Below are 23,103 nucleotides of genomic sequence, written 5' to 3'. Positions count from 1 at the left end.
ATCAAGGAGGCTTTACTCAATGAACTCAGAAAAATTTGAGCAATTTGTTATGGAATTAAATAATTGCCGCGTTTGTGAAGCTAAATTAACTCCCGCCCCAGTGTTTTTGGGTGCAGAACAGTCCAAGATTGTTCATATTAGCCAAGCACCGTCTCTTAGCGTTTCACAAACAAAAAAGCCATTTACGGATGCTTCAGGAAAAAAATTACGCAACGAATGGTACCAATTATCAGAAACTGATTTTTATAATCCAAAGAATTTTTGTTTTATGGCAGTTGGTTTATGCTATCCTGGAAAAACAAAAAATGGTGGTGACAAACAACCACCAGCGATTTGCTCCAAGTTATGGTTAGATCGTTCATTGGAATTAATCGATAATCAAGCCTACTTTTTAATTGGCAGTAAAGCTGCAAAACATTTTTTTAAAGAATCCGACTTTAGTCAACTCGTTTTTAATGATCAAGAAATTAATGGAAAAAAGGCGTTTGTTTTACCTCATCCTTCTCCTTTGAATATCAAATGGTATAAGGATCATCCCAATTTTTATCAATATCGTTTGCTAGAAATACGCGAACAGCTTCAACAGATTTTAAGCCTCTAAACTTAACTCGAAAAAACAACTAAAAATGGACAACTTCAGCCATTTCCAGTTGTTTTTCCATTGTTTTTCTTAGAAATCATTATTAACTCTATTTTTTCACCAATTGAGAAAATTAAGTTTCTAATGTCCCTTGTGTTTAGCCTTCTTTTTCACTTGTTTAAGCTGAAACTTTTTAGCCTTCTCAAGTTCTTTTCGTTCTTTACTATCCGTTTTACGTGCTTTTTTCGTTTGTTCTTGCTGTAACTTCATGGCTTGTTGTGCTTTAGTTCCAATGCCTTTTTGGCGCGTTTGCTTGCGAATCTCACGCTGCATCCGTTTTGGATTCAATTTACAACGATTTCCAACTGTTTTTACAGCAGGGCTAAACGATAATGTAGCATAATGCTCCAAAATAAACGTATAAACCTGATAGTCCTTTGGTTCTGAACCAAAAATAACTTTAGCAACTGTCAGTTCCTCATTTTCAATTTTTTCAAATAATCCTACCCAAAATGGTGCTTCGAAAAAAATAGTCAATGATACTTGAACAACTGTCATGAAAACTCCTCCTTTAAGTGAATGACTCAAAGAATGGACGACCTAGGAGGAAGGTTACTGATATTCAAAAATGAATACGTCTGGACTACCAACCAGAACTGCAAAATGCGTTGTGTTTTTATCTTTGCATCTATAGTATAGCTGGTTTTTCTCATACGAACAATCGCAGAAATCACTTGATTTTTATTATCCAAATAAAAAAAGCATTACTTCTCAAATTCAATTTCGAGAAATAATGCTGTTTTACTTATTTTGCTTTCAAATGGAAACTCATCGTTGCATAATCCCCATGTAAAGTTGGATCAATGTAAAAACCAATATTCATCAATTCATCTCCAGTAACTTCTTGCCCTTCAAATTTATAGGTTGTCGTTTCGGCTAGCCCAGCTAATTTTAAGGTCACTAGTGGCGCTGAAGCTTCGGCTAATACTCTAAAATAAAAAACCAGTGCTTCTGATTGATCTTCTGAAACGAACATCCAAGCTGTATCATTTTCTTCAAAAGGATTTTTCAAACGAATAAACTGACCATACTGCAACAAGCGACGATGCTGTTTGTAAAAGGTTACTTGTTCCTTAATAGCTGTTTTTTCTGCGGCTGATAATTGAGTCAAATCTAGTTCATAACCAAAAACGCCAGACATTGCTACATTACCACGAATGGTCATGCTTGTGTTTCGTCCTGTTTGATGGTTCGGAACAGCTGAAACATGAGAACCCATTGTCGAAATTGGATAAACTAAACTGGTACCATATTGAATCTTCAAGCGAGCAACGGCATCTGTATTATCACTCGTCCAATATTGCGGCATATAGTAAAGGAAACCCGGATCAAATCGACCACCACCACCAGAACAACCTTCGAATAAGATTTCAGGATATTCATTGGTTAATTTTTCCATAAATTCATACAAGCCAAGCATATAACGATGCGCTACTTCTCCTTGCATTTCAGGTTCCAATAATAGGGAGTAGACTTCCGTCATGTTTCTATTCATATCCCATTTTACATAATCAATATCAACCGTATCAAAGATTGCTTTCATTTTTTGATAAATGTTTTCTCTCACATCGGCTCTCGAAAAATCTAACACTAATTGGCTACGACTTGGTGAATTGCCACGATTTGGAACACCTAAAGCCCAATCGGGGTGTTCACGGTAAAGCTCACTATCGACAGAAATCATTTCCGGTTCAAACCAAATTCCAAATTGCATGTCCTTTTGATGGACTTTTTCAGCAAAGTTTTTCAAGCCATTTTTGATTTTCCCTTCATATTCAAACCAATCTCCTAAAGAAGTATAGTCATCATTTCGTTTCCCAAACCAACCATCATCCAAGACAAACATTTCGATGCCTAAATCATGCGCTTGATCAACGATTTCCGTTAACTTTGTTTCATCAAAATCGAAATACGTCGCTTCCCAGTTATTAATCAGTACTGGTCGTTCTTGTAATTTGAATTTACCACGAATCAATTGGTGATTAAATAAATCGTGAAACGTGTCAGACATTGCATTCAAGCCATTCGAACTATAAACCAATAACGCTTCTGGCGTTTGAAAACTATCTTCTGGTGCTAAATTCCAATTAAAATCAAATGAATTAAGTCCCATAACCAAACGAGTTTGAGCATAAGGATCTTTTTGCACAATAATTTCGTGATTTCCACTATAAACAAATGAAAAACCATATGCCTCCCCTTGAAATTCCGTTGTGGTTGGTTCAACTAAAGCCGCAAATGGATTTTGTTGATGACTACTAGATCCACGTTTACTATCTAAACGCTTCACACCCGTGGTCACTTGTTCACGTGTCATTTGTCTCTCACGTCCCCAAGCACCGTTTAAATGAATCAGTTCAAAGGAGCGATTAGGAAAGTCTAATGATTGACTCGCTAGTTTATGAATATTGACTGTTGATTTCCCGTTATTAATCAGTTGATTCGAACGAGCAATCACATTATACTCGGCAAAAATCGTATAAAATAAACGTAGTTGTAGTTTTGTTACCTCATCTTCTAATATGATAATCAACGTTTCGGCTTCTTCATCTGAAGCGTAAGTCGCTGGCAAACCATCTAGATGAGGTTTTCCCGCTACAATTTCAAAATCAGCATAGCGAAAATCATTTAACCGATTCCCATCTTGATGAAAAATATGGTGAGCCGGTTCTCGAAAATCGCCAAAACCATTGCCAGGATATTCTGTTAATAGCGTATCTAAAGAAAATAACCGATCTTCTGCATTTGGCGGATTTGGTGAGAAAGAACGATCGATTCTTGGATAACGAACATTGCCTGAATAGTTCGTTACTCGTTTCCCAAAATAGAGATGAGCTAAATAATTGTTTTCTTCCACTTCCATCAAATAACTGATTTGATTATTAAATAAATGAAAGGTTTTTGTTTGTTCGTCAAAAGTGATCATTGTTTTTCATCTCCCGTCGTTAAAATTTGCTCAATGTTTTCTAATTCTTCTTTAGTAAAATGCAAATGATCTAAAGCTTTCACATTGGCTTCTAATTGCGATAAGCGACTCGCTCCAATTAACACGCTTGCCACACTTTTTTGTTGTAAGTTCCAAGCTAAAGCCATTTCGGCCAACGTTTGATTCCGTCCCTCTGCAACTTGATTTAATTTTCTAACAATCGCTAGTGTTTCATTTACGCGTTCATCCGATAAAAATGGACTGTCTGAACGATGGGCTCTGGAATCTTCAGGAATCCCATTTAAGTAGCGATTAGTCAACAACCCTTGCGCTAGCGGGCTGAACACAATCGAGCCAATTCCTTCTTCCTCCAATACATCAGTTAACTCGTTTTCGATCCAGCGATCAAACATGTTATAGTTTGGTTGATGGATAATAAATGGCGTGCCTAATTTTTTAAAAATTTGTAAAATCGTTTTGGTCTGTTCCGCATTATAATTAGAAATTCCGATATAGAGAGCTTTACCTTGTTGAACCAATAAATCTAATGCTCTAGCGGTTTCTTCCATAGGTGTTTCTTCATCTGGACGATGGTGATAAAAAATATCAAAATAGTCCACACCAACTCGTTGTAAACTTTGATCACAACTTGCAATGATATTTTTTTTAGAGCCCCATTCTCCATACGGTCCTGGCCACATATAATAACCGGCTTTAGAGGAAATGATTAATTCATCTCGATACGCGTGTAAATCTTCTTTCAAAATCCGCCCGAAATTGATTTCGGCTGATCCAGCTGGCGGACCGTAATTATTCGCTAAATCAAAATGAGTGATTCCACGATCGAAAGCACCGCGAATTGTTTTTCGTTGATTCTCTAAATTATCAACGTCTCCGAAATTATGCCATAAGCCTAAAGAAATCGCTGGTAATTTTAAACCTGATTTCCCTACACGATTATAACGCATCGAATCGTAACGTTTTTCATTTGCTAAATACATGTGACTCTCCTTTACATAAATTAAATTTTTTTATGCTATTACCTATTTCCTATCGAATCAATCAAGACTCACCTCTTATGGAAAGCGGTTACCATCCTTTAACAACCTTACCACACCATGAATTTTTTTCAACTTATCATTTCACTGAACCACTGGTCATTCCTGCAATAATATTTTTTTGGAAAATCAAATAGACAATTAAAATCACAACAATCCCGATTACATATGAAGCAAAAGATGGACCAAAATCACTGAAATATTGTCCTTGATAATTGTATTGGAACAATGGTAAGGTCCAATTAGACGCATCTTTATTTAAAATCAATAAGGGTAGCAAGAAATCGTTCCAAATCCATAAAGCATTGATAATCAACGTCGTCGCGTGCATTGGTTTCATTAATGGGAAGGCAATTTTAAAATACATTCTTAGTTTACTACAGCCATCAATTTCCGCTGCTTCATCCAACTCCACAGGAATCGCCGTTTTTATGTAACCAACGTATAAGAACAAGGTTTGTGGTACAGAATACGCTAAGTACAAAATGATTAAACCTGCAATATTCGACAAACCTAACTTGGTCATCATTGAAGTAATTGGAATCATAATCACTTGAAATGGAACAAAAATCCCTAAAATTAGAAAAGAATACATAATGCCAAAGGCTTTTCTGCGCGAAATATTTCGAGCAATTGAAAAAGCTGCCATTGGGATAAACAAAATAATTAATAAAATCGATACAATCGAAATCACAGCTGAGTTAAAGAAGTATTGGCTGATGCCATCTTCAATCAATCGTTGAAAATTATTCATTGTAAATGGATTCGGTAAGCCAAAGAAATTATTTGTAATTTGGCTTGTCTCTTTAAACGAACTAAGAACCGTTAAATAAAGCGGGATGAAAATTAAAATGAATCCCAAAATAAGAAAGGCATAATGCAACACTGGACTTTTTTGTTTCATTTCTGTTTCCCCCTAGACTTCAAATCGTTTAGATAAACGAATTTGAATGATTGATATAATAGCAATAACAACAAAGAGAACAACGGCAATCGCATTCGCATATCCGTATTGATTGCTCTTAAACGCATAATTGTAAACTAACAGACCCAGTGTAGTCGTTTTATCGCTTGGTCCGCCACCGGTTAACGCATAAATCAAGTCAAACGCTGTCAAACCAGATTTTAGCGCCATGATGAAAACCATACTCAACGATGGTAATAAATAAGGAATCTCAATATTTAAAAATTTTTGCCAATTAGATGCGCCATCGATTGAGGCCGCTTCTAAAACATCTTCTGGAATACTTTGCAGACCAGATAAAATAATCACGATTGGCATCGCCACACCTTGCCATAGTGCGACAAACAAGACACCCCAAAAGACTGTTTTTTCATTTGCAATCAAGTTTTGATCAAGAAAAGCAATCCCAAATCGTTCCCCAAGCTGAGGTAATCCGTAGTTAAAAATCTGTTTAAAAATCAATCCTAAAGTAACCGTACTTAAAACTGCTGGGAAGAAGTAGGCTGTTCTGAAAAAGCCTACTCCTTTCATTTTTCGATTTAAGAATCGAGCAACGACAATCCCCAATAAGATTTCTCCGACAATCAAGCCAATGGTAAAAGTAACGGTAAACCCGATTGATTTCATAAATTTCGGGTCAGAGGCAATCGTTTGAAAATTCTTCAATCCAATCATATTGTAATTAGAAGTCAGTCCTGTCCAATCCGTAAAGCTATAGAAAAAGCCTTGAATCATTGGAATGTAGAAAAAAATCAATTGTAAGGCAATAGGAACCAACACGAATAGATAAGCCCAACTATAATTAAATTTACTTTTTCTCATGTTTCGCTCCTCCTAAGAACTATTTCATCGTATCGAAGAAATTATTTAAGTTTGTTGCAAATTGGTCACGGTCTTCGCTGTTCACATATTCTACAGTCATATGATGGAACGTTTCTTCTGAGGTCCATTCTTTTTGCAACCAAACGATTTGACGGTCGGTAAACACATATTGTGTCACGCCTTCAGTTTCTGGGAATTTATCTTTTGTATCTACAGCGGTAACAGAAGTTGGCGCGCCATCGACATCATAGTATTTTTGCATCGCTTCTTTTGTCGTCATATATTCAACAAATTTTTCAGCAGCGTCTTTATTTTTAGAATCTGCTGCGATAGATAGAGCTAAATCTGCCGCTCCAACAGTCATCTCTTCATTTTCTTTCAAGCCTGGATAAGCAAACATCGCAATTTCAAATTCTGGTTTTTGATTTTGAATTGCTGGCAACGCCCAAATTCCATTAGGGAAAATTAACGCATCTCCTTTAGCAAAAGCGGCAACTGCATCATCGTACGTAGCTCCTGTTGCATTTTTTTGTCCATTACCATTCAATAAATCAAGTTCATTCGCTACTTGTTTAAAATCAGCATTTGATGTTTTGATTGCCCCTTTAGGACTATGAACCAGAGCATTGTTTGCGCCATCAAAACCACCGTCAACAGTTGCCCAAGCTAGTTGATGATACCCATTCAACGTCCAAGCATCTTGTTGTGTTAGTGATAAGGCAAACGGTACTTGATCTTTCGCTTTAATATCTTTTACCAATGTTTCAAAATCAGCCCACGTTTTTGGTGGTTCAATTCCTAATTCATCAAATTTATCTTTATTGTAGAAAAAGCCCCAAGCATTACTTGTCAAGGGTACATTGTAAACTTTATCATTGATTGCATAGGTTTCAGCAGCTCCTTCTTTTAAATTAGCTAGATATTCTTTTCCTGTTAAATCTTCAAACGTTCCTGCTTTCGCCCATTCTTGAAAATCAGCATTTTGTGGAAAAACGTTGATTACATCTGGTGCATCGCCACTTGATATTCTCGTTTTCAAAACAGTTCCTGCATCGGGGACATTGGTAAATTTCACTTTGATATCTGGATTCTCTTTTTCAAAATCTTTAATAATTTCATCCAGTGTCGCTTGCATTTCCTTTTTTTGGCTAAAGAATTCAATTTCTGTCTTGCCACTACTCGACTTTGACTCTCCGCTATTTCCACAGGCTGCCAATAAACTGATTGAACCAAATAGAGCTGCACCTAACACACACAATTTTGAAAATTTCATCAAAAATTCCTCCTTGCGCAAGAATGCGCTTTCTTTTATTTAAGTATAATTTAACGTTAACTAATAAAAAAGTCAATGATTTTTAGTAAAATAATTAATATTTTTACTAAAAATAAATTCGTTTAATTAAGTAAACACTAAAAACGATAGACAAAAGTCGGCAAATTAAGCATACAAAAAGTGACAACTCACAAAACTATAAAAACAAATTTCATGAGTTGTCGCTTTTTTATTTATTAACTATTTTTGTTACGTGACATCTTTTTCGCTGTCTCGTTCGATAATTTGATTATCTACTAAAACTTTAATCGGTATGGTTCGTTTACTTTCAATTCGTTCCTTCGCCAACAAAACAGCAAATTTACCGATTTCTTCCGTTTCCACGTTCACACTACTTAACGGCGGGGTTAAAAATTCTGCTACTTCAATATTATCAAAACTAACCACTGAAATATCTTCTGGAATTTGAATATTTTTCCGTTGCAAGCCACGATAAACTCCTACTGCGATTGGATCACTAGCTGCGATAATTGCTGTCGGTAACTGTCCCTCATGTTCGGCAAGAAACAAATCTGTTAACTCCAAAGCACTCAGCGTAGACCACTCACCTAAATAGGTCTTGATATAGTCTTCTAATTGATTTTTCTTCATCCACTCAATATAAGCTTCACAACGAGAATCATCGTCAAATACATGCTCTTTGCCAGCTATATCTAAAACGATTCTTTGGCCACCGATAAAGACAATATTCCGATGCCCCTTCGCGTATAAGCGATCTAACTGCTGAAAAGTAGATTGTCTTAAATCCGTATACACCGCGTCAACTTTTAAATTAGGATCGACATTCGGATCATCGATGACAATAATATTCGGGTTTTTCTGAGCAATTTCTCGAATCACTTCAGGTAAAACTTGACCAATCATTAAAACCGCTTCACTGTCGCTTAAATCAGAAGTATTTAATAGTGTTTCGGTCAACCGAATAATTTCCCCTAATTGAATGCCGCTATTTTTAGCTTGAGTTTGAATACCAATTCTAATCGATCTAAAATAAGGATCATCTAGCTCTTTCATTTCTGAAACAGTTGTGATAATACTAACTTGATGAAGTACCTTTTTACTTCTAACTTTCTTCTTATAGTCATAAAAACGAACGGCTTCTTCAATTTTCTTTTTCGTTTCATCAGTCACTTTTAAGGTTTTATCTTGATTCAGCACGCGAGAAACAGTAGCCGTCGATACTCCAGCTCGTTTAGCCACACTTCTAATTCCAGTCATAAAAAGCGCCCCTTTCAAGTTAACATTTTACATTATTTTAGTTAACAATTCAATATGTTACTGTCAATCTAGTAAAATCACACTCTTTTTACCTCATTTTATCTTTTTTTCATAGTAAACCCCCCCCTTATAACTATGTATTCAAAACATAATGTACAATTTTATTCAATAGACTGCTATAATCTAATTAACGAAAAAAAGTTGTGTTACTATATAAAACTAATGCTGAAAATCAATTAAACAAACATTTTATTGAATCTTTACAGAAAAAAGCAAGACAACTATCACTACTTTTGACACAGCTATTTTTGTACAAAAAACATTGGAGGATGAGTTAATGAAATTAGGGATTATTCGTTGCAATCAAACACAAGATTTTTGTCCAGGGACAAGATGTTTCAAAATCGTTGCAGATAAGTTAGACGGCTTTGATGATATCACAGAAGAAATAGAGTTGATTGGTTTTACAACTTGCGGTGGTTGTCCAGGAAAAAAAGCGATTCTAAGAGCAAAAGAATTGGTGAAACGAGGAGCAGACACGATTGCTTTTGCTTCTTGCATTCAAAAAGGAACACCGATTGGCTATCCGTGTCCCTTTGGTTCAAAAATGAAAAAATTATTGCAAAATAACTTACCAGAAACAATTGAAATCAGAAATTATACTCATAACTGACTATTCTTAACTGATGTTTTTACTAATACCTAGCACATTTTTATAAAAAAGGCTGAGGATAGAACCGAATCTAAACTGGTCTCCAGTAACTAACCTACTCTTTCTCAGCCTTATTAAAATAAAATCACCGTTTCTCTGCCGTAACTGGCAATAATTTAGCAAAAATCGGTGCTAAAACTAAATAAAAGCCTCCGTTACCAAGTCCGTGCATAAAATCAAAGTAAACACCAGATAAATAATACGGCAAAAAAGCTGTCATTCCATACACTTTTACAGAGATAACCGAAATAATAAAACCATACAGCAGCCCCGCAAATACACAATACAACCCTTTTAACCAAAAACTTCTTCTAAAAAGCGGGAGTTTACACAGCAAATAGAACACATACAAAACGATTGTATAACTAACCAGTTGGCTAAACGTCCAAACCCCCATCCCCATATACATATTGGTAATCAAAATTGATAACAATGCGACAACTAATCCTCTACTCAATCCGAGATAAAAGGTGATTAGTAAAAAAATCACTGTCATCGGCTGAACATTCGGAATAAATTGAAATAACGTTCTTCCAACTACACAAGCAGCAGTTAACATGGATAAATAAGCGATTTCTTTAATCGAAAAAAAATTTTTTTGTGGTTTCTTAGAATTTTTCATAGGTAAATACAACCTTATCCTTTGAATGGAGCGTAGTTTCGGCTGCACCAGTATTTACCATTTCATCATTGATTTTGTAAGTCCAATAATAATTTTCTTTTTTATTCTGTTCAATCCCATCAATTGCTGTAATCATTTGATTTTCTTCTACCAAATCAAAATTTTTCTTCATCGCATCCATCAAGGTGGTGCCTTCTTCAACAGTCACTTCTTTATTGGTTACTTCTTTTCCTTCCTTCACCAATGAAATATCCACTGTCATTTCAGTTACCATTGTACTAGAAGTGCTTGTGCTCGATTCTGCTGATGAACTTTCTGTTGTATTCGTACTAGAACATGCGGCTAATGTCACTAACCCCACTAAAATCAAGAAATAATTCACTTTTTTCACACTATTTCCTCCTATTCTTATAAAAAAAAAATAAATATTTTTCAATTCTTTTTTAGTATATCATTTTTCATTATTTAACCAAATGAATTTTAGAAAACAAAAAAAGTAGCCTTCACTTTAAACAAATGAACAACTACTTTCTAAATCGTTTTTTTCAAAACTATGGCCCTTTTTCTAAACTGATTGTTACACCTAAAAACCCCACTCATTTTTAAATAGGACTTTTTTGTGGTATGTCAAACAATTAATAAAAAATTGCTTGATCTGTTTTGTTGCCCATTTCGCAAATGGATATACCCAGATTTTACCGATTGCTAAAAATATAAAGGCTAAGCCAAATCTCCATAGGGTAAAACTTTGCAACTTAAGTAAATGAGCAGCCACCACAAGTAATGGTGCGAAGAAAAAAGAAAAAAACAATAACCAACAAGAAAACAAGAATGTTATCAAAGCCGCCCCAAAACCTACTAAAATTAAATCTAAAATAATCAATGGAACAATCGCACCTACCTTCACTTTCATAAAAAATCCTCCTCTATTTTTCCTGTTTTTTCTACGATGTAAACTCTTTTAGTTCTTTTTACTCTCTGAACGCATGATTGCACTACTGATCAAACCTAGACTACCCAATATCACTAAGCTCTTTTTCTCAAAAAAGATACCTGAACAGATAATGCCGCTCCCAACAATCAAATTCGTGATTGCACTCACATTCAAACTCTTACTAGTCATTTTAATTTTAGGTAATTTGACTGGTACATACATTTTTTCGTTGATTTGATTGATTTTATCATTTACTTCTTTGATCATATTTTCTCCCCCTTATTTATCTAATAGATACAATACATACTTCTGGTATGTATTGTAGTAAAAAAAACTTAAACCGATTTTATTTTTTTATCGCTTTAAGTAGATTTCGTACATCATTGATAAATGCTTCATCAATCATTGGAAAGTTAATCCCTTCATATAATTGTTGAAAGAAAGTTATCTTTTTGATTAATTGTTTTTCGTCAAGTTCATAAAGGGTTGGACCTAACCAAAAATTCATCGATAAAACTAGTAGTTCTGCAATTTCTTGGGGATATTCGGTTTCAATAGAGCCATCTGCAATCCCCTCATCAATAATTTTTTTTAAATAAGGAATCGTTTCATTGAACGCCTCGTTATAACGATCGCCAATCAATTTAGGATTTTTAATTAATGATTTCGCAGAAAAAACAATTTTTTGATGCTCTAATGACTGCAAAGCAAGCGAATTTATTTTTTTAATTTTTTCAAAACCAGATAAATCCGTCATATTTTCTAAGCTATTCATATCATTGACTTCATACTTATTTTTTAGAACTTGATTAAAGATCGCTTCTTTTGAATCAAAATGATGGTAAATAACCCCTTTAGTCAAACCACCCAATTGATCGATGATGTCTTGAACCGTTGTATTATCATATCCTTTTTCTAAAAATAATTTTTCAGAAACAGCAAGAATTTTTTTTACAGTCTCTTCTGGATGCTTATTTCTCGCCATTTTTTCTCACTCCACCTATACATACCTTTAGTATGTATAATACAAATAATTTCAGTATAAGTCAATAGTTTTTTCTAAAATAAACAATCTGACAGAATATAACTCTTTTCAATCAGTTTTCCAAGTGGCTTAATCATTCAAAAAACACTTTTAATGAACCTTTTAGTCACAAAAATATTGATTTCAACACTCAGAAATGGTACTGTATAATTGTAAACGCTTTCTAAAAAAAAAGGAGGATATTCTTTTGCCGAAAATTGATGAATTGATTGAAAAAATGTGTGGCGTAGATGAATTAATCGAAAAAATGTGCGGTATTGACGAAGAATGTCGAAAGCTAGAAGGATTGGATGAACCAAAAACAAGTGAAGAGATTGTCTACGAATGATTTTGTAGCAACATGTGATGATTAGTCTAAACCAACTACAGTGGAACAAACAGCACACAATAATCGCGAAAAACAACATGATTCAATGATACATTATACTTAGCACTTACTTTGTTATCGGAACAAACTGCTTTTTGTTCCCACCTCATCCACATCCACTGAAATTCTGTTATCTAATAGACCCAACTTATTTTTAAGCACACAAAAACAGACCCAACAAGCATTTAATTTTAGGTTTTTTCACCTTTTATCCGGAGTCATTGATTGCTCCAATTGTAAGTTAGCCTGTTAGGTCTATTTAGTTAGTAAGGAATACTTCAAATTCCCACACCTTTCTTTTTATGCTTATTTCTAAAACCTTAATTCATCTACACGTAATATTACTTAATACGTACCAATTAGTATTCTTTGTTCCAAATCATGTACTCATATTTACTGTTTACAAAATCTAAGATACTTAAAAAACTAATTGTGAGAATTTATGGTTCCTTACAAGACTTATTATAAAGGATAAACGTTCTTTTTGCAAGCGTTTTCTCCGTTTTTTTATACTTTTGTTAATCTTCAAAAATTATTCAAACTAATTAAAAAGTCTATCCTGAAGAAATCACCCACTTAATAAAATTCTTTTTTTCAGTCGATTGGAATAAACGACGATCAATCATTGTTATCACTTAGTTCTGGTACTTGAGTTACTTTTTTCTTGCCTTTTAAATACCAGGATAAACCAATCACATGTGCCAAATAAACAATCGCTAATGTAACTCGCATCACTATATTATCAACTAATAATGCCGGAATTAAAAAAACAACTAACATCAAAAGAAACATTCGTATCATGCCTTTTGTTGTAATCTTACGTTCAATCAACGTATTTTGAACATACTTTTGATAACTTTTTGACTGGACAAATTTTTGATACAACTTTTCAGAACTTCTAAGCCAGAAAAAGCCTGTTAGTAAATAAAAGACCGTCGTGGGTAAAAATGGCAGAAAAATCCCCAAAGTTCCCAAACCAAACGTCAACATGCCCAACAAAATATACAACCATTTCTTCATTTTTCTATTCTCCTTTTTCTATTCCCCTTGTTAATCCGCGATAGCCATGGCGCAGTGTTAAAACAGGATGCTGGAACAACATTCTAGGCCCTGAATACCGCATTATTTTTTTCATTTGCTCTCGATATTTAGGTTGATAACAATGAACGGGACAACGTTGACAAGTTGTTTTCGCCTCAGCAAACTGACAAAAACTTAAGCGTTTCCGTGCATAATTCAACATACGATCTTCTGAGATCGATGAGTCCGATCGTTTTCGATAGTAGAGTCGAATCATGACCTCTATCAATTGAATTTCTTCTAGAATAATTGGTCCAGAATTTTTTTGTCTCATTACTCTTTTTCTCTCCTGCTTAAAGCTTAATCTATGTATTTTACTCAGTTGCTAGTTCCTAACTGACTTTTTCATCCCTCTTTTTTAATTGTTGGATTGAAAAATGAATGATTGGAATATAATTAAAAACAAAGCTGATTCTTTGCCAAAAGCCTAATTGGGCGAACACAGTAGTTTTTGCCAGTTCTGGAACCCGAGCTAAGCCATACATTCCAGCAACTAGAATACTTGCTGCAAATAACCCGAGATAAACAACACTTTGCTTTTTATTATTCTGAGCTTTATACCATAAAAAAATCACTAAAGGAAAAACGAAGAATCCCGCATAGCCAACGCCTGAACCTATATTATGGACCCACGTAGAAAATGTCCACTGTGCTCGTTCGGTATCTACACTAAACAAACCAGTAAAAATACAATCGCCAATTCCGTATAAGCCAATCGTTGTCGCTAATAAAATCCCCATTTTTCTTGAAACTTGTCTACCGATAGCATACAAAGCTGGTAAAGCTAACACATAAAAAGTACCTGCTACAACTGACCAAATCAAAAATGGTTCTCTTACTGGACTTCCTACTTCGCCTAATAAACTCATAACATCTTTCATTTGACTGAATGACGCATAAAATAGTCCTAATACATAAGGAGTTAAAAAATCACAAAAGACTCCGATTAATAAAAAATAAAGACCATATTTCTTGATTATTTTCATCTAATTAATACCCCCAACTTTTTCTCAATCAAACGAAACGCTAAAAAACGACTCTAATACTAGCTCCTAACTTTTTCTTTGAACTGGCTAGCTGTATCCTCATTATCTATTCTATCTTTGAATTCAAATAAATTCAAAGATTCGGGAATCCTAATAAAAACATTTAATACCGAGAATCCCGTTTTTACACTTATCATTGAATCGTTCTATTTTCTGTATTTCATTGTAATAAGAAACTGTTTTGGTTTTTTCCGCTTATTCTTGCTCATATAAAATACCATTCAAGCGCTTTTTATAACCATTTAGGCAGATACTTCTTTTTGTTGTTTTAAATTGTATAAAATGAAATTGTTCTTGTTTTTGCACCAGAGATGGTTCATTTCTGTTGGGAAAAGCTTACTTGCAACAACTTGAACAATTGTTCGAAAGCACAGTTATTTTTACTGATATTCAGGATTTGTCTGAGGACTGCAACAACGAATACTTTAAACGCTTTATTTCTGCATCACAAGAATGGCGAATTGTTTCTTTACACCACAACAATTCGATTCCCCTGACAGTTTCAAACCTATCCTAGTAAAAATAACTGTGCTTATAAAAATAAAAAAGAAACTCAGTTTTAAGGAGGAAAAGATGGAGAAAAAAAGGATGTCGATTTTTATTGGAATTAGTTATGGAATTCCATTAGTATCAGCTATTTTAATGTATATTGGTTACACAAAAAAATTGAATTTAGCTGCTTTTGCAGCTATGTTTATGTATCTACCTGCTATGGCAGTCATGGTCGGTATCTTACTAACTAACAAAAATAAATTGATTCCAAAACGTTTTTTTATCAGCTTTATTTTAGTTGCAATCATTGCTATTATCTGTGCATGGTCCAGCGTATTATTCCCAGCTGATCACTGGCCAGTAATCATGGAAATCATCAGTATGATCGGTTCTATACTTTTAAGTATTTTTCTTTTTACAGAAAAAAAAGAAAAACGAATCGCTTATGGGCTAAAGGGGACACACTGGAAGATTTCTTTTGGTCTGATTGCATTATTTCTTATTCTATATGTGCTCAGAAATTTTCTTACTTTTAGTTTAGGTGGACAATTTACTTGGATCATTAAAAAATTTTCCAAAAGCGAATCTTGGCTTCAATTGATGATCACTTTTGCATTATATTTGGTTAACTGGATTATGTACTTTGGTGAAGAATATGGTTGGCGCTATTATTTACAACCTATTTTACAGAAGAGATTTGGTACATTTAAGGGAATTCTTTTGTTAGGTTTTGTTTGGGGGATCTGGCATGCTCCACTAAATTTCTTTTTTTACGCTACTCCTGATATCGGTATTTTTAGTTTATTAGGCCAAATCGTAAACTGCACAGGTTTAGGAATCTTTTTTGCTTATTGCTATATGAAAACTGAAAATATTTGGTTAGTCACTATTTTTCACTATATAAATAATAACTTAGTTGCTCTATTTAGTGATCCTACAGCCAGCGCCAACACAAATTTCTCAACTACTGAGATTGTTCTGTCTACACTAACGACTACTATCATTACACTAATTATATTTTCATCTGTTGCTCTATCAAAAAAATTCAGACAAAAATCACAACTCCCGACTTCAGAAGAACGATTTTTAAAAGAAAAAGCTGAAATAGATATGTATGTGTAAGCAGCTAAAAACAAACCTTGAGATGTCTCTAAACTTCTCAAGATTTGTTTTAACGATCGACAATAAATCAATCAATCACTTCTCCATTACTTTGAATCACTTTTTGAAACCAAGTAAAACTCTTTTTCTTCAATCGTTCCCCACTTCCTTGACCATAATCATCCAAGTCTACATAAATGAAACCATATCGCTTACTCATTTCACTAGAAGAACAACTGATGATATCGATAGGCCCCCAAGCGTAATAACCTCTTAAATCCACTCCGTCTTTAATCGCTTCTTTCATCGCTTGAATATGATCTCGATAGTAATCGATGCGATAGTCATCATTGATTTGTCCCTCTTCCAGTTGATCAAAATAACCAATCCCATTTTCGGTAATATAGATTGGACATTGGTAACGGTCATAAAATTCATTCAGTGAAATTCTTAGCCCAATTGGATCAATTGTCCAACCCCATGGATTTGCCGGTAATTCCTTATTTCTATAAGGACCTGAATTTTGATTATAAGCATTTTTATCACAAATTTGTGTGTAATAATAAGAAAAAGACATAAAATCAGCTGTATTTTTTAAGACTTCCTCATCATTTTCACCAAATGTTACGTGAATTCCTTTATCTTCGAAATAACGAAAGGCATAGCCAGGATACTTACCTCGTAGCAACACATCGGCATAAAAGTATTCCATTTGATTTATTTTTAAAGTGGCTAAGACATCCTCTGCTTTACAAGTAGCAGCATAAGAAGGGCCACTGCAAAGCATCATCCCAATTTCATTATCTGGATACTTTTCATGTGCATATTTCGTAATGTATGCACTAGCCACCATTTCATTATGCACCCCTTGATATTTAGCAGATAATAAATCCTCCACTGCATCTTCTGTAATGCCTAAATGATTGAACGATTCGTGAACAATCAAATTGATTTGATTGACAATGATCCATTTTTTTACTTTCGTATGATATCGATCTAGAATGACTTTCCCAAATCGAACAAAAAAATCAATCGTTTCCCTTGAATACCAGCCTTTATAATGAGTCGTTAAGTAAAGTGGCAACTCATAATGAGACATTGTAATCATTGGTTCTAAACCATTTTTCAGCATTTCATCAAATAAATCATCATAAAATTGTAGCCCAGCTTCATTTGGTTCAGTCTCATCACCATTTGGAAAAATTCTAGCCCAGTTAATAGACGTTCGAAAAGTTTTCAATCCTAATTCAGCCAATAATTTCAAATCCTCTTTGTACGTATGATAAAAATCAATCCCCCAGCGTTTTGGGAAAATTTTATCTTTATTACTCATCGCCGCTTCAATATCGGCTGTTGTGATTTCCATATTTGATTTTTTTTCCAATTCAATGTCATCACGGAATTCATTGATATCGGCTACACACCAACCTTTACCATCAATATTCCAAGCTCCCTCTGCTTGATTCGCAGCAATCGCTCCGCCCCATAAAAAGTCTTTTGGAAAACCTTTTGGTACCTTATTCATTTTCTTCCCTACTTTCTAGTTTTACTTCTAATCGTTGAATTCGTTCCTCATACCTATTAAAAATAGCTAGCAGACGTTTTACGATATTGATTTCACTATAAATCGTCATTAAAGTATCTTGAGCATGCGCAAATAAAACGGAGTATTCACCTTGAGCACCCAAGGTTTCTGCAGTGATTGCATCTGTTTGTATGTGATGCGCTTGAACAATTTCAGTATTAGCCAACTCCATTTTTTCTGCAGCACGATCAAAATCACCCGCTTCAACCGACTTTAAAGCTTCCATACAATATTTTCTTGCATCACCTGCATGTAATATAATTTTCATTGCATCTTGAACGACTTTTTCTTGTACCACTGAAACACCTCCATTTTCTTTCTATATAAAAATCAATTTTTCACTGCGGTTTCCTCTATTTCTTTATCATATTCTTGTTTTTCATAAACTTTAAAAAATGGATACCAAATCGCAGCTGCCACAATAAAAACCAAGAGCATCAAGAGAACACCTGAAACCGAACCAGTTGTCAACCAAGTTGAAATCGGAAACGGACAATACCACATTTGAAACATAATTGTTGGTATCGGAGCAAAAGGAATGATTTTAGTAAACAACCAAACAATCAAAGGTAAAATCAATCCTTGCAGCCACATCGGAACCATCAGAAGTGGATTCCATGCGATACATCCAAAGACAACAGGTTCATTGATATTAAACACCGTCGGGATAATCGAAGCTGTTCCTAACGCTTTTAATTTTTTGGATTTTGATCGAACTAACATAAAGACTAGCGGCATTGTACAACCGATCCCTCCAATCCATAGATATGCGGAGTAGATTGTTGCATCTGTCACCAAATTTAAGGCATTTCCATCAATATTAGCTTGAATTGCTGCTAGTAATACGGGGTTAAAGACAGGTGTCAAAACCCACGTCGAGATTCCTAGTGAATACAAGAAGCAAACAATCAACATCATCAAAGAAAAACCAAATGGCGTTTCAATAATTGTTTGTAATGGCATAAAAATGGCTAATACCGTGTTATATACATCTAAACCAAGAATATCAACTACCGTCCAACCCACTACAATCACAATCCCAATCGGTAACATTGCATCAAACCAAGAACGAACAAAATCAGGAATTACAGATTCTTCACTAAAAAAAGAAAATTTTCCGAATAAATTCAAAATAAAACCAGCGAATAATCCAGCCACGATAGCAATAAACATTCCTCCAGCACCAAGAGCACTATGGTTAAAACCAGGTTCTCCATCAGCAATCACTTGTGGCGAAATAATAATCAAAAATAAAATTAAGCCAGACATTCCAGCATTGATTCTTTGTTTACGCAGTCTTTTCTTTTCCATTAAATTGAATGGGATTAGAAAAGAAATAACCAGTGAAATCATACCCATCGTCCAACCAAACGGAGTCCAAAAATTTGGCAAATTAGGAAAATATTCATTTAGTATAGCTAACATACAAAAAATAGAACCTAAAAAAATCAAGGGTAAGGCTTGCATAATTGAATCTTTTAACGTCACGATCCAAACATTATGATTGATCTTATTCATCTTCGGTGTAAAACTATTTTCTAACCAATCAATTAAGTTTTTCATTCCAATTCCTCCAATTAACGTTTAATTCACATTCTCTAACAAATGTGCTAGTGCTTGTTCACCATTCAACGTCGCATAGTATTCAGGCTTCATTAAGATTACTTTCACATTCGAATCACCCACAAATTCTTCCACTTCATCCATGATATAAGCCAAATGCGGTCCTACCATCAAAGCATCAATCTCATCAATATAATTTTCAATCTCACTTTCTCCTCTTGCTGTAATCTTGATATCTAATCCTTTATCAGCAGCAGCTTTACGAATATTTGCTGCCATAAAACCAGAACTTGCACCTGAACCACAAACTAGTAGTACATTCATTTTCGTCATCTCTGTTCCTCCTATAAATAATTAAATTGATAGCGCTATCATTTATAGTTATACTATAAGAAACATCGAGAGGTGAAACAACTATTTTTTTGCACCGCACTGGTGAAGAAGGGAGTATTTATTATGAAAACTAAGTATATAAGTCTATTACAATATTTAAATGAACAAAATAATTGGTGTTCTTCGAGTCATTTAGCTGAACGATTCTCATTATCTAAGCGAACCATCAAAACTTATATAGCGACCATTCAAACCACTGAACCTAATTTAGTCATTTCATCTAATAAAGGGTACCGAGTGAATCAAAGCAAGTTGGTATCCTTTTTCAATACTATTCAAACAAGTATTCCTGATACTCCAGCTGAACGTCAAGCTTATCTTTTATTAAAATTAACAGCGACAAAACAGCCTCTTTCTATCTTTGATTTGGCTGAAGAACTTTATATCAGCGATTCTACTTTGCTAAACGATTTAAAAAAATTGAAAAAGCAATGTCAAAAGCACTCACTAGAAATCAAACAAACGAAAGATACCTTGCAATTATTAGGGACTGAAAAAGCAAAACGACAACTGATTCATAGCGTTCTACTAACCGAATTAGATAGCAATTTTGTTGATATGACTAAATTACAAGAAAGTTTTACTGCTTTTGATTTAGATTATATTAAAGAAATTGTAGCTGAGGTTTTTTCAAATTATGCTTTTTTTACCAATGACTATGCTCTCACAAATATTATTATTCATTTAGCGATAGCTATTGATCGGATGAAAAGTCATTTTCAATTCCCAATTTTAGAGATACTCGCTCAACCTGTTATTCCACCGTCTATTTATAAAATTGCTGAGAAGATTGCAGAAAATATTTCCGTTCATTACAATCTTGATTTTCCTATAACAGAAATCCAAGATTTAGCTTTATTAATCTCAGCTAACGGCAGCAATGTTAACTATACTCAAATTTCTGTGAAAGAATTAGAACAAGTGGTCGACCCACATTGTTTACAGCTTGTTTCAAAAATATCTGAGAAGATTGAAGAATTATACTTTATCAATACAAATGAACCTGATTTTTTGATTCGTTTTACACTACACATTAAAAATTTACTTTTTCGAATAGCTAATGGCTATTCTAGTAGGAATCCAATGACTGAAACGTTGAAAAAAGACTGTCCGCTAATCTATGATTGCGCTGTACAAGTTTCACACGTCATACAAAAAGAGCTCGCTCATACCATTACAGAAGACGAGATTGCTTATATTGCCTTTCATTTAGGCTATGCGTTGGAATTACAAAAACAACGAAAAACAAAAATTTCTTGCACTATTTTAGTACCACATTACTATAATATGAACGTTCAAATACTGGAAAAAATTCAAAAAAATTTTGTTGACGATTTAGAAATCCATACAATTCTTACCAGTGAAAAAGAACTTGATTATGTCGAAACTGAATTGATTATTTCCGCAGTAAAATTAAAACATGTAGTCACTACTCCATATGTAGTAATAAATCCTTTTTTTACATTGGAAGATCGCCAACAAGTTGCCGCAAAAATCTTTGAAATCAAAGAAAAAAAGCGCAGGAATCAATTTATCCATAATTTTTTGTCCATCGTAGATGAAAAACGCTTTTTTTACTCAACAGAATCGCAATCTTTTGAATCTTTATTAGCGGATCTTTGCTCTCAAATGGTGACAGAAGGCATCGTAAACAAACAATTTTTTACTGAAGTAATGGAACGTGAACAACTTTCTTCTACAGCATTTGGAGCTGTCGCAATTCCTCATTCTCTATCGATGAACGCTAATCAAACCAGAATCTATATTGTTGTAAATCCAACAGGCATTCAGTGGCAGAAAAATAAAGTCATACTCGTTTTCTTAATTTCGATTAATTACCAAAATCGGCATATTTTTAGAGAAATTTTTGATGATTTAGCTACGATTTGTACCAACGAGCAAAATATTCATACACTTAGTCATGCTACTTCATTTGAACAGTTCATCAAAAGCCTAATCAGCTGTTTTTCTTACGAACAGCATTAAGCATATACATCAGCGGTCTTCTTTTTAATTTTTACTGAATAATAACAGGCAGGATGTCTCATTCTATTATCGATTACTTACAACTATTTTTCCTTTCACATGTCCTTTTGCTAAATAACTTAATGCCTCTTCCATCTCTGAAAAAGAATAAATGCGATCAATTACTGGAATCAATTGCTCTGTTTCAAGTAAATAACGTAACTGACTTAAATCATTTTTCTGTACTTTAAAAAACAAAAATTGATAATTAATCTGCTTGAGCTTCGCCCTTAGAACTGCCGGTGAGCTAATAAGTCCAAACACTATTTTTTTGTATAAGGGATAGTGATACTCTTTCCCGTAACGCAAAGTCGGCAACCCTCTAATCGTTACTATTTGTCTTTGTACTTTGGAGGCCTTAAGTGCTTCAATCGTTGTTTTTCCACCAACTGTATCAAAAATTTTATCAAAGGATTCTTTATTTCCTGCTAACGTTTCATTTTCATAATCAATTATCTGATCGGCACCTAATGATTTTACTAGTTCTGCGCCACGACTACTCGCTGTTGTAACGACCGTTGCGCCTAAGTATTTTCCAATTTGAATCCCTAATGTTCCCACTCCGCCAGAACCACCCGTCACTAACAACTTATCTCCTGCTTTTACTTTAAGCAAATCATTAAGCGCTTGCCAGCTCGTTAGCCCAGCTAAAGGAATCGAGGCTGCTTCTTCATAACTAAGATTTTTGGGTTTCAACTCGATTTCATCACAATCCACAACAATATAATCGGCCAAAGCACCCATTTTTGATTGCTTTCGGCAGCCGAAGACAGCATCTCCTACTTGAAAATCAGTGACTTTTTTACCAATTTTCACAATTTCTCCTGAAAAATCATTGCCTAATACTAAAGGCATTTTATAAGATAATAATGCTTTAGAAGCTCCTAGGCGAACATAGTTGTCTAATGGATTCAAGCCAATTGCCTTGATTGTCACCAACACTTGAAAAGCCTCTAATTCTGGAATTTGTTCCATTCTTAAATGCAACGGACTCTTTTTACCATAATAATCGATTTGATATTGTTTCATTTCCTTTTTTTTCATTACTTTAGCTCCTTAGAAAGTAGTTTATGCTATACTACTATCCAAGGAAACTTTATACAAGTACGCACATTTTTGTTCCTTCAAATACGCTAATAAATAAAAAATTGTATAAAAACTTTAGAACAACTAATTT

The 23,103-nt window shown here is 34.2% G+C and carries 25 protein-coding genes; 5 read left to right on the top strand and 20 right to left on the bottom strand.

Annotation, left to right across the window (positions count from 1 at the left end; all coding sequences use genetic code 11):
- Positions 1–19: 19 nt before the first annotated feature.
- Entirely contained in the window at positions 20–601 is a 582-nt protein-coding gene (locus ACYSNW_RS07795; RefSeq protein ID WP_461743924.1) for a uracil-DNA glycosylase family protein, read from the top strand.
- A gap of 120 nt (positions 602–721) precedes the next feature.
- Here the strand turns inward: ACYSNW_RS07795 and ACYSNW_RS07790 are convergent, their stop codons facing one another.
- From ACYSNW_RS07790 to ACYSNW_RS07760, 7 genes are all read right to left on the bottom strand, one after another.
- Complete coding sequence (locus ACYSNW_RS07790) at positions 722–1,138, bottom strand: YjdF family protein (RefSeq protein ID WP_461743923.1); 417 nt, start codon at positions 1,136–1,138, stop codon at positions 722–724.
- A 247-nt stretch (positions 1,139–1,385) separates the two neighbouring features.
- The gene (locus tag ACYSNW_RS07785; protein WP_461743922.1) at positions 1,386–3,566 is read right to left on the bottom strand and encodes an alpha-galactosidase; all 2,181 of its coding nucleotides are present in this window, start codon (positions 3,564–3,566) and stop codon (positions 1,386–1,388) included.
- Positions 3,563–4,567, bottom strand: coding sequence for an L-glyceraldehyde 3-phosphate reductase (mgrA, locus tag ACYSNW_RS07780; protein ID WP_461743921.1), 1,005 nt, complete (start codon positions 4,565–4,567; stop codon positions 3,563–3,565). The genes ACYSNW_RS07785 and mgrA overlap by 4 nt, the downstream gene beginning before the upstream one ends.
- Before the next feature lie 136 nt (positions 4,568–4,703).
- Positions 4,704–5,528, bottom strand: coding sequence for a carbohydrate ABC transporter permease (locus ACYSNW_RS07775; protein ID WP_461743920.1), 825 nt, complete (start codon positions 5,526–5,528; stop codon positions 4,704–4,706).
- A gap of 12 nt (positions 5,529–5,540) precedes the next feature.
- Positions 5,541–6,410: a carbohydrate ABC transporter permease gene (locus ACYSNW_RS07770; protein WP_461743919.1), complete on the bottom strand. Its 870-nt coding sequence runs from the start codon at positions 6,408–6,410 to the stop codon at positions 5,541–5,543.
- A 19-nt stretch (positions 6,411–6,429) separates the two neighbouring features.
- Positions 6,430–7,683, bottom strand: coding sequence for an extracellular solute-binding protein (locus ACYSNW_RS07765; RefSeq protein WP_461743918.1), 1,254 nt, complete (start codon positions 7,681–7,683; stop codon positions 6,430–6,432).
- 249 nt (positions 7,684–7,932) lie between these two features.
- Complete coding sequence (locus ACYSNW_RS07760; protein ID WP_461743917.1) at positions 7,933–8,961, bottom strand: LacI family DNA-binding transcriptional regulator; 1,029 nt, start codon at positions 8,959–8,961, stop codon at positions 7,933–7,935.
- A 337-nt stretch (positions 8,962–9,298) separates the two neighbouring features.
- Between ACYSNW_RS07760 and ACYSNW_RS07755 the strand changes: the two genes are divergently transcribed.
- Entirely contained in the window at positions 9,299–9,634 is a 336-nt protein-coding gene (locus tag ACYSNW_RS07755) for a CGGC domain-containing protein (RefSeq protein WP_461743916.1), read from the top strand.
- 124 nt (positions 9,635–9,758) lie between these two features.
- Here ACYSNW_RS07755 and ACYSNW_RS07750 read toward each other — a convergent pair whose 3' ends face one another.
- From ACYSNW_RS07750 to ACYSNW_RS07730, 5 genes are all read right to left on the bottom strand, one after another.
- The gene (locus ACYSNW_RS07750) at positions 9,759–10,295 is read right to left on the bottom strand and encodes an ECF transporter S component (protein ID WP_461743915.1); all 537 of its coding nucleotides are present in this window, start codon (positions 10,293–10,295) and stop codon (positions 9,759–9,761) included.
- Positions 10,282–10,686: a DUF4430 domain-containing protein gene (locus ACYSNW_RS07745; RefSeq protein WP_461743914.1), complete on the bottom strand. Its 405-nt coding sequence runs from the start codon at positions 10,684–10,686 to the stop codon at positions 10,282–10,284. Before ACYSNW_RS07745 ends, ACYSNW_RS07750 begins: the two co-directional genes overlap by 14 nt.
- 192 nt (positions 10,687–10,878) lie before the next feature.
- On the bottom strand, positions 10,879–11,208 hold the full coding sequence (locus tag ACYSNW_RS07740; protein WP_461743913.1) for a hypothetical protein: 330 nt from the start codon (positions 11,206–11,208) through the stop codon (positions 10,879–10,881).
- Between the two features lie 48 nt (positions 11,209–11,256).
- Positions 11,257–11,496, bottom strand: a complete 240-nt coding sequence (locus ACYSNW_RS07735) for a hypothetical protein (RefSeq protein ID WP_461743912.1) — start codon at positions 11,494–11,496, stop codon at positions 11,257–11,259.
- 79 nt (positions 11,497–11,575) lie between these two features.
- Positions 11,576–12,214, bottom strand: coding sequence for a TetR/AcrR family transcriptional regulator (locus tag ACYSNW_RS07730; protein ID WP_461743911.1), 639 nt, complete (start codon positions 12,212–12,214; stop codon positions 11,576–11,578).
- A gap of 247 nt (positions 12,215–12,461) precedes the next feature.
- Here ACYSNW_RS07730 and ACYSNW_RS07725 point away from each other — a divergent pair, with 247 nt between their 5' ends.
- A complete protein-coding gene (locus tag ACYSNW_RS07725; RefSeq protein WP_461743910.1) occupies positions 12,462–12,602 on the top strand; it encodes a hypothetical protein in 141 nt (46 codons plus the stop codon).
- Between the two features lie 657 nt (positions 12,603–13,259).
- On the opposite strand, the gene ACYSNW_RS07720 is transcribed toward ACYSNW_RS07725, so the two are convergent.
- The 3 genes from ACYSNW_RS07720 to ACYSNW_RS07710 are packed head-to-tail and all read right to left on the bottom strand — an operon-like array spanning position 13,260 to position 14,707.
- Positions 13,260–13,661: a YbaN family protein gene (locus ACYSNW_RS07720; protein WP_461743909.1), complete on the bottom strand. Its 402-nt coding sequence runs from the start codon at positions 13,659–13,661 to the stop codon at positions 13,260–13,262.
- Between the two features lie 4 nt (positions 13,662–13,665).
- Positions 13,666–13,995 (bottom strand): nitrous oxide-stimulated promoter family protein, encoded by a 330-nt coding sequence (locus ACYSNW_RS07715; RefSeq protein ID WP_461743908.1) that lies wholly within the window; start codon positions 13,993–13,995, stop codon positions 13,666–13,668.
- Between the two features lie 58 nt (positions 13,996–14,053).
- Positions 14,054–14,707, bottom strand: a complete 654-nt coding sequence (locus tag ACYSNW_RS07710) for a DUF998 domain-containing protein (RefSeq protein ID WP_461743907.1) — start codon at positions 14,705–14,707, stop codon at positions 14,054–14,056.
- Positions 14,708–15,340: 633 nt separating this feature from the next.
- Here ACYSNW_RS07710 and ACYSNW_RS07705 point away from each other — a divergent pair.
- Positions 15,341–16,381, top strand: coding sequence for a lysostaphin resistance A-like protein (locus ACYSNW_RS07705; RefSeq protein WP_461743906.1), 1,041 nt, complete (start codon positions 15,341–15,343; stop codon positions 16,379–16,381).
- Between the two features lie 67 nt (positions 16,382–16,448).
- Here the strand turns inward: ACYSNW_RS07705 and ACYSNW_RS07700 are convergent, their stop codons facing one another.
- From ACYSNW_RS07700 to ACYSNW_RS07685, 4 genes are read right to left on the bottom strand one after another with little or no spacing between them, the layout of a single operon-like run.
- Positions 16,449–17,885, bottom strand: a complete 1,437-nt coding sequence (locus tag ACYSNW_RS07700; RefSeq protein WP_461743905.1) for a glycoside hydrolase family 1 protein — start codon at positions 17,883–17,885, stop codon at positions 16,449–16,451.
- Positions 17,878–18,243 carry a PTS lactose/cellobiose transporter subunit IIA gene (locus ACYSNW_RS07695; protein ID WP_461743904.1) on the bottom strand — a complete coding sequence of 122 codons (366 nt, stop codon included), beginning with the start codon at positions 18,241–18,243 and terminating at the stop codon, positions 17,878–17,880. The genes ACYSNW_RS07700 and ACYSNW_RS07695 overlap by 8 nt, the downstream gene beginning before the upstream one ends.
- A gap of 32 nt (positions 18,244–18,275) precedes the next feature.
- Positions 18,276–19,508, bottom strand: a complete 1,233-nt coding sequence (locus tag ACYSNW_RS07690) for a PTS sugar transporter subunit IIC (RefSeq protein ID WP_461743903.1) — start codon at positions 19,506–19,508, stop codon at positions 18,276–18,278.
- Between the two features lie 21 nt (positions 19,509–19,529).
- Complete coding sequence (locus ACYSNW_RS07685) at positions 19,530–19,841, bottom strand: PTS sugar transporter subunit IIB (RefSeq protein ID WP_461743902.1); 312 nt, start codon at positions 19,839–19,841, stop codon at positions 19,530–19,532.
- Positions 19,842–19,964: 123 nt separating this feature from the next.
- Between ACYSNW_RS07685 and ACYSNW_RS07680 the strand changes: the two genes are divergently transcribed.
- The gene (locus tag ACYSNW_RS07680) at positions 19,965–21,887 is read left to right on the top strand and encodes a BglG family transcription antiterminator (RefSeq protein WP_461743901.1); all 1,923 of its coding nucleotides are present in this window, start codon (positions 19,965–19,967) and stop codon (positions 21,885–21,887) included.
- Between the two features lie 66 nt (positions 21,888–21,953).
- On the opposite strand, the gene ACYSNW_RS07675 is transcribed toward ACYSNW_RS07680, so the two are convergent.
- The gene (locus tag ACYSNW_RS07675) at positions 21,954–22,970 is read right to left on the bottom strand and encodes an NADP-dependent oxidoreductase (protein ID WP_461743900.1); all 1,017 of its coding nucleotides are present in this window, start codon (positions 22,968–22,970) and stop codon (positions 21,954–21,956) included.
- Positions 22,971–23,103: the final 133 nt, after the last annotated feature.

It is taken from the genome of Enterococcus sp. LJL99, assembly GCF_054871725.1.
The sequence above is the reverse complement of the archived record's forward strand: the minus strand, read 5'-3'. Positions and strand labels throughout refer to the sequence as shown.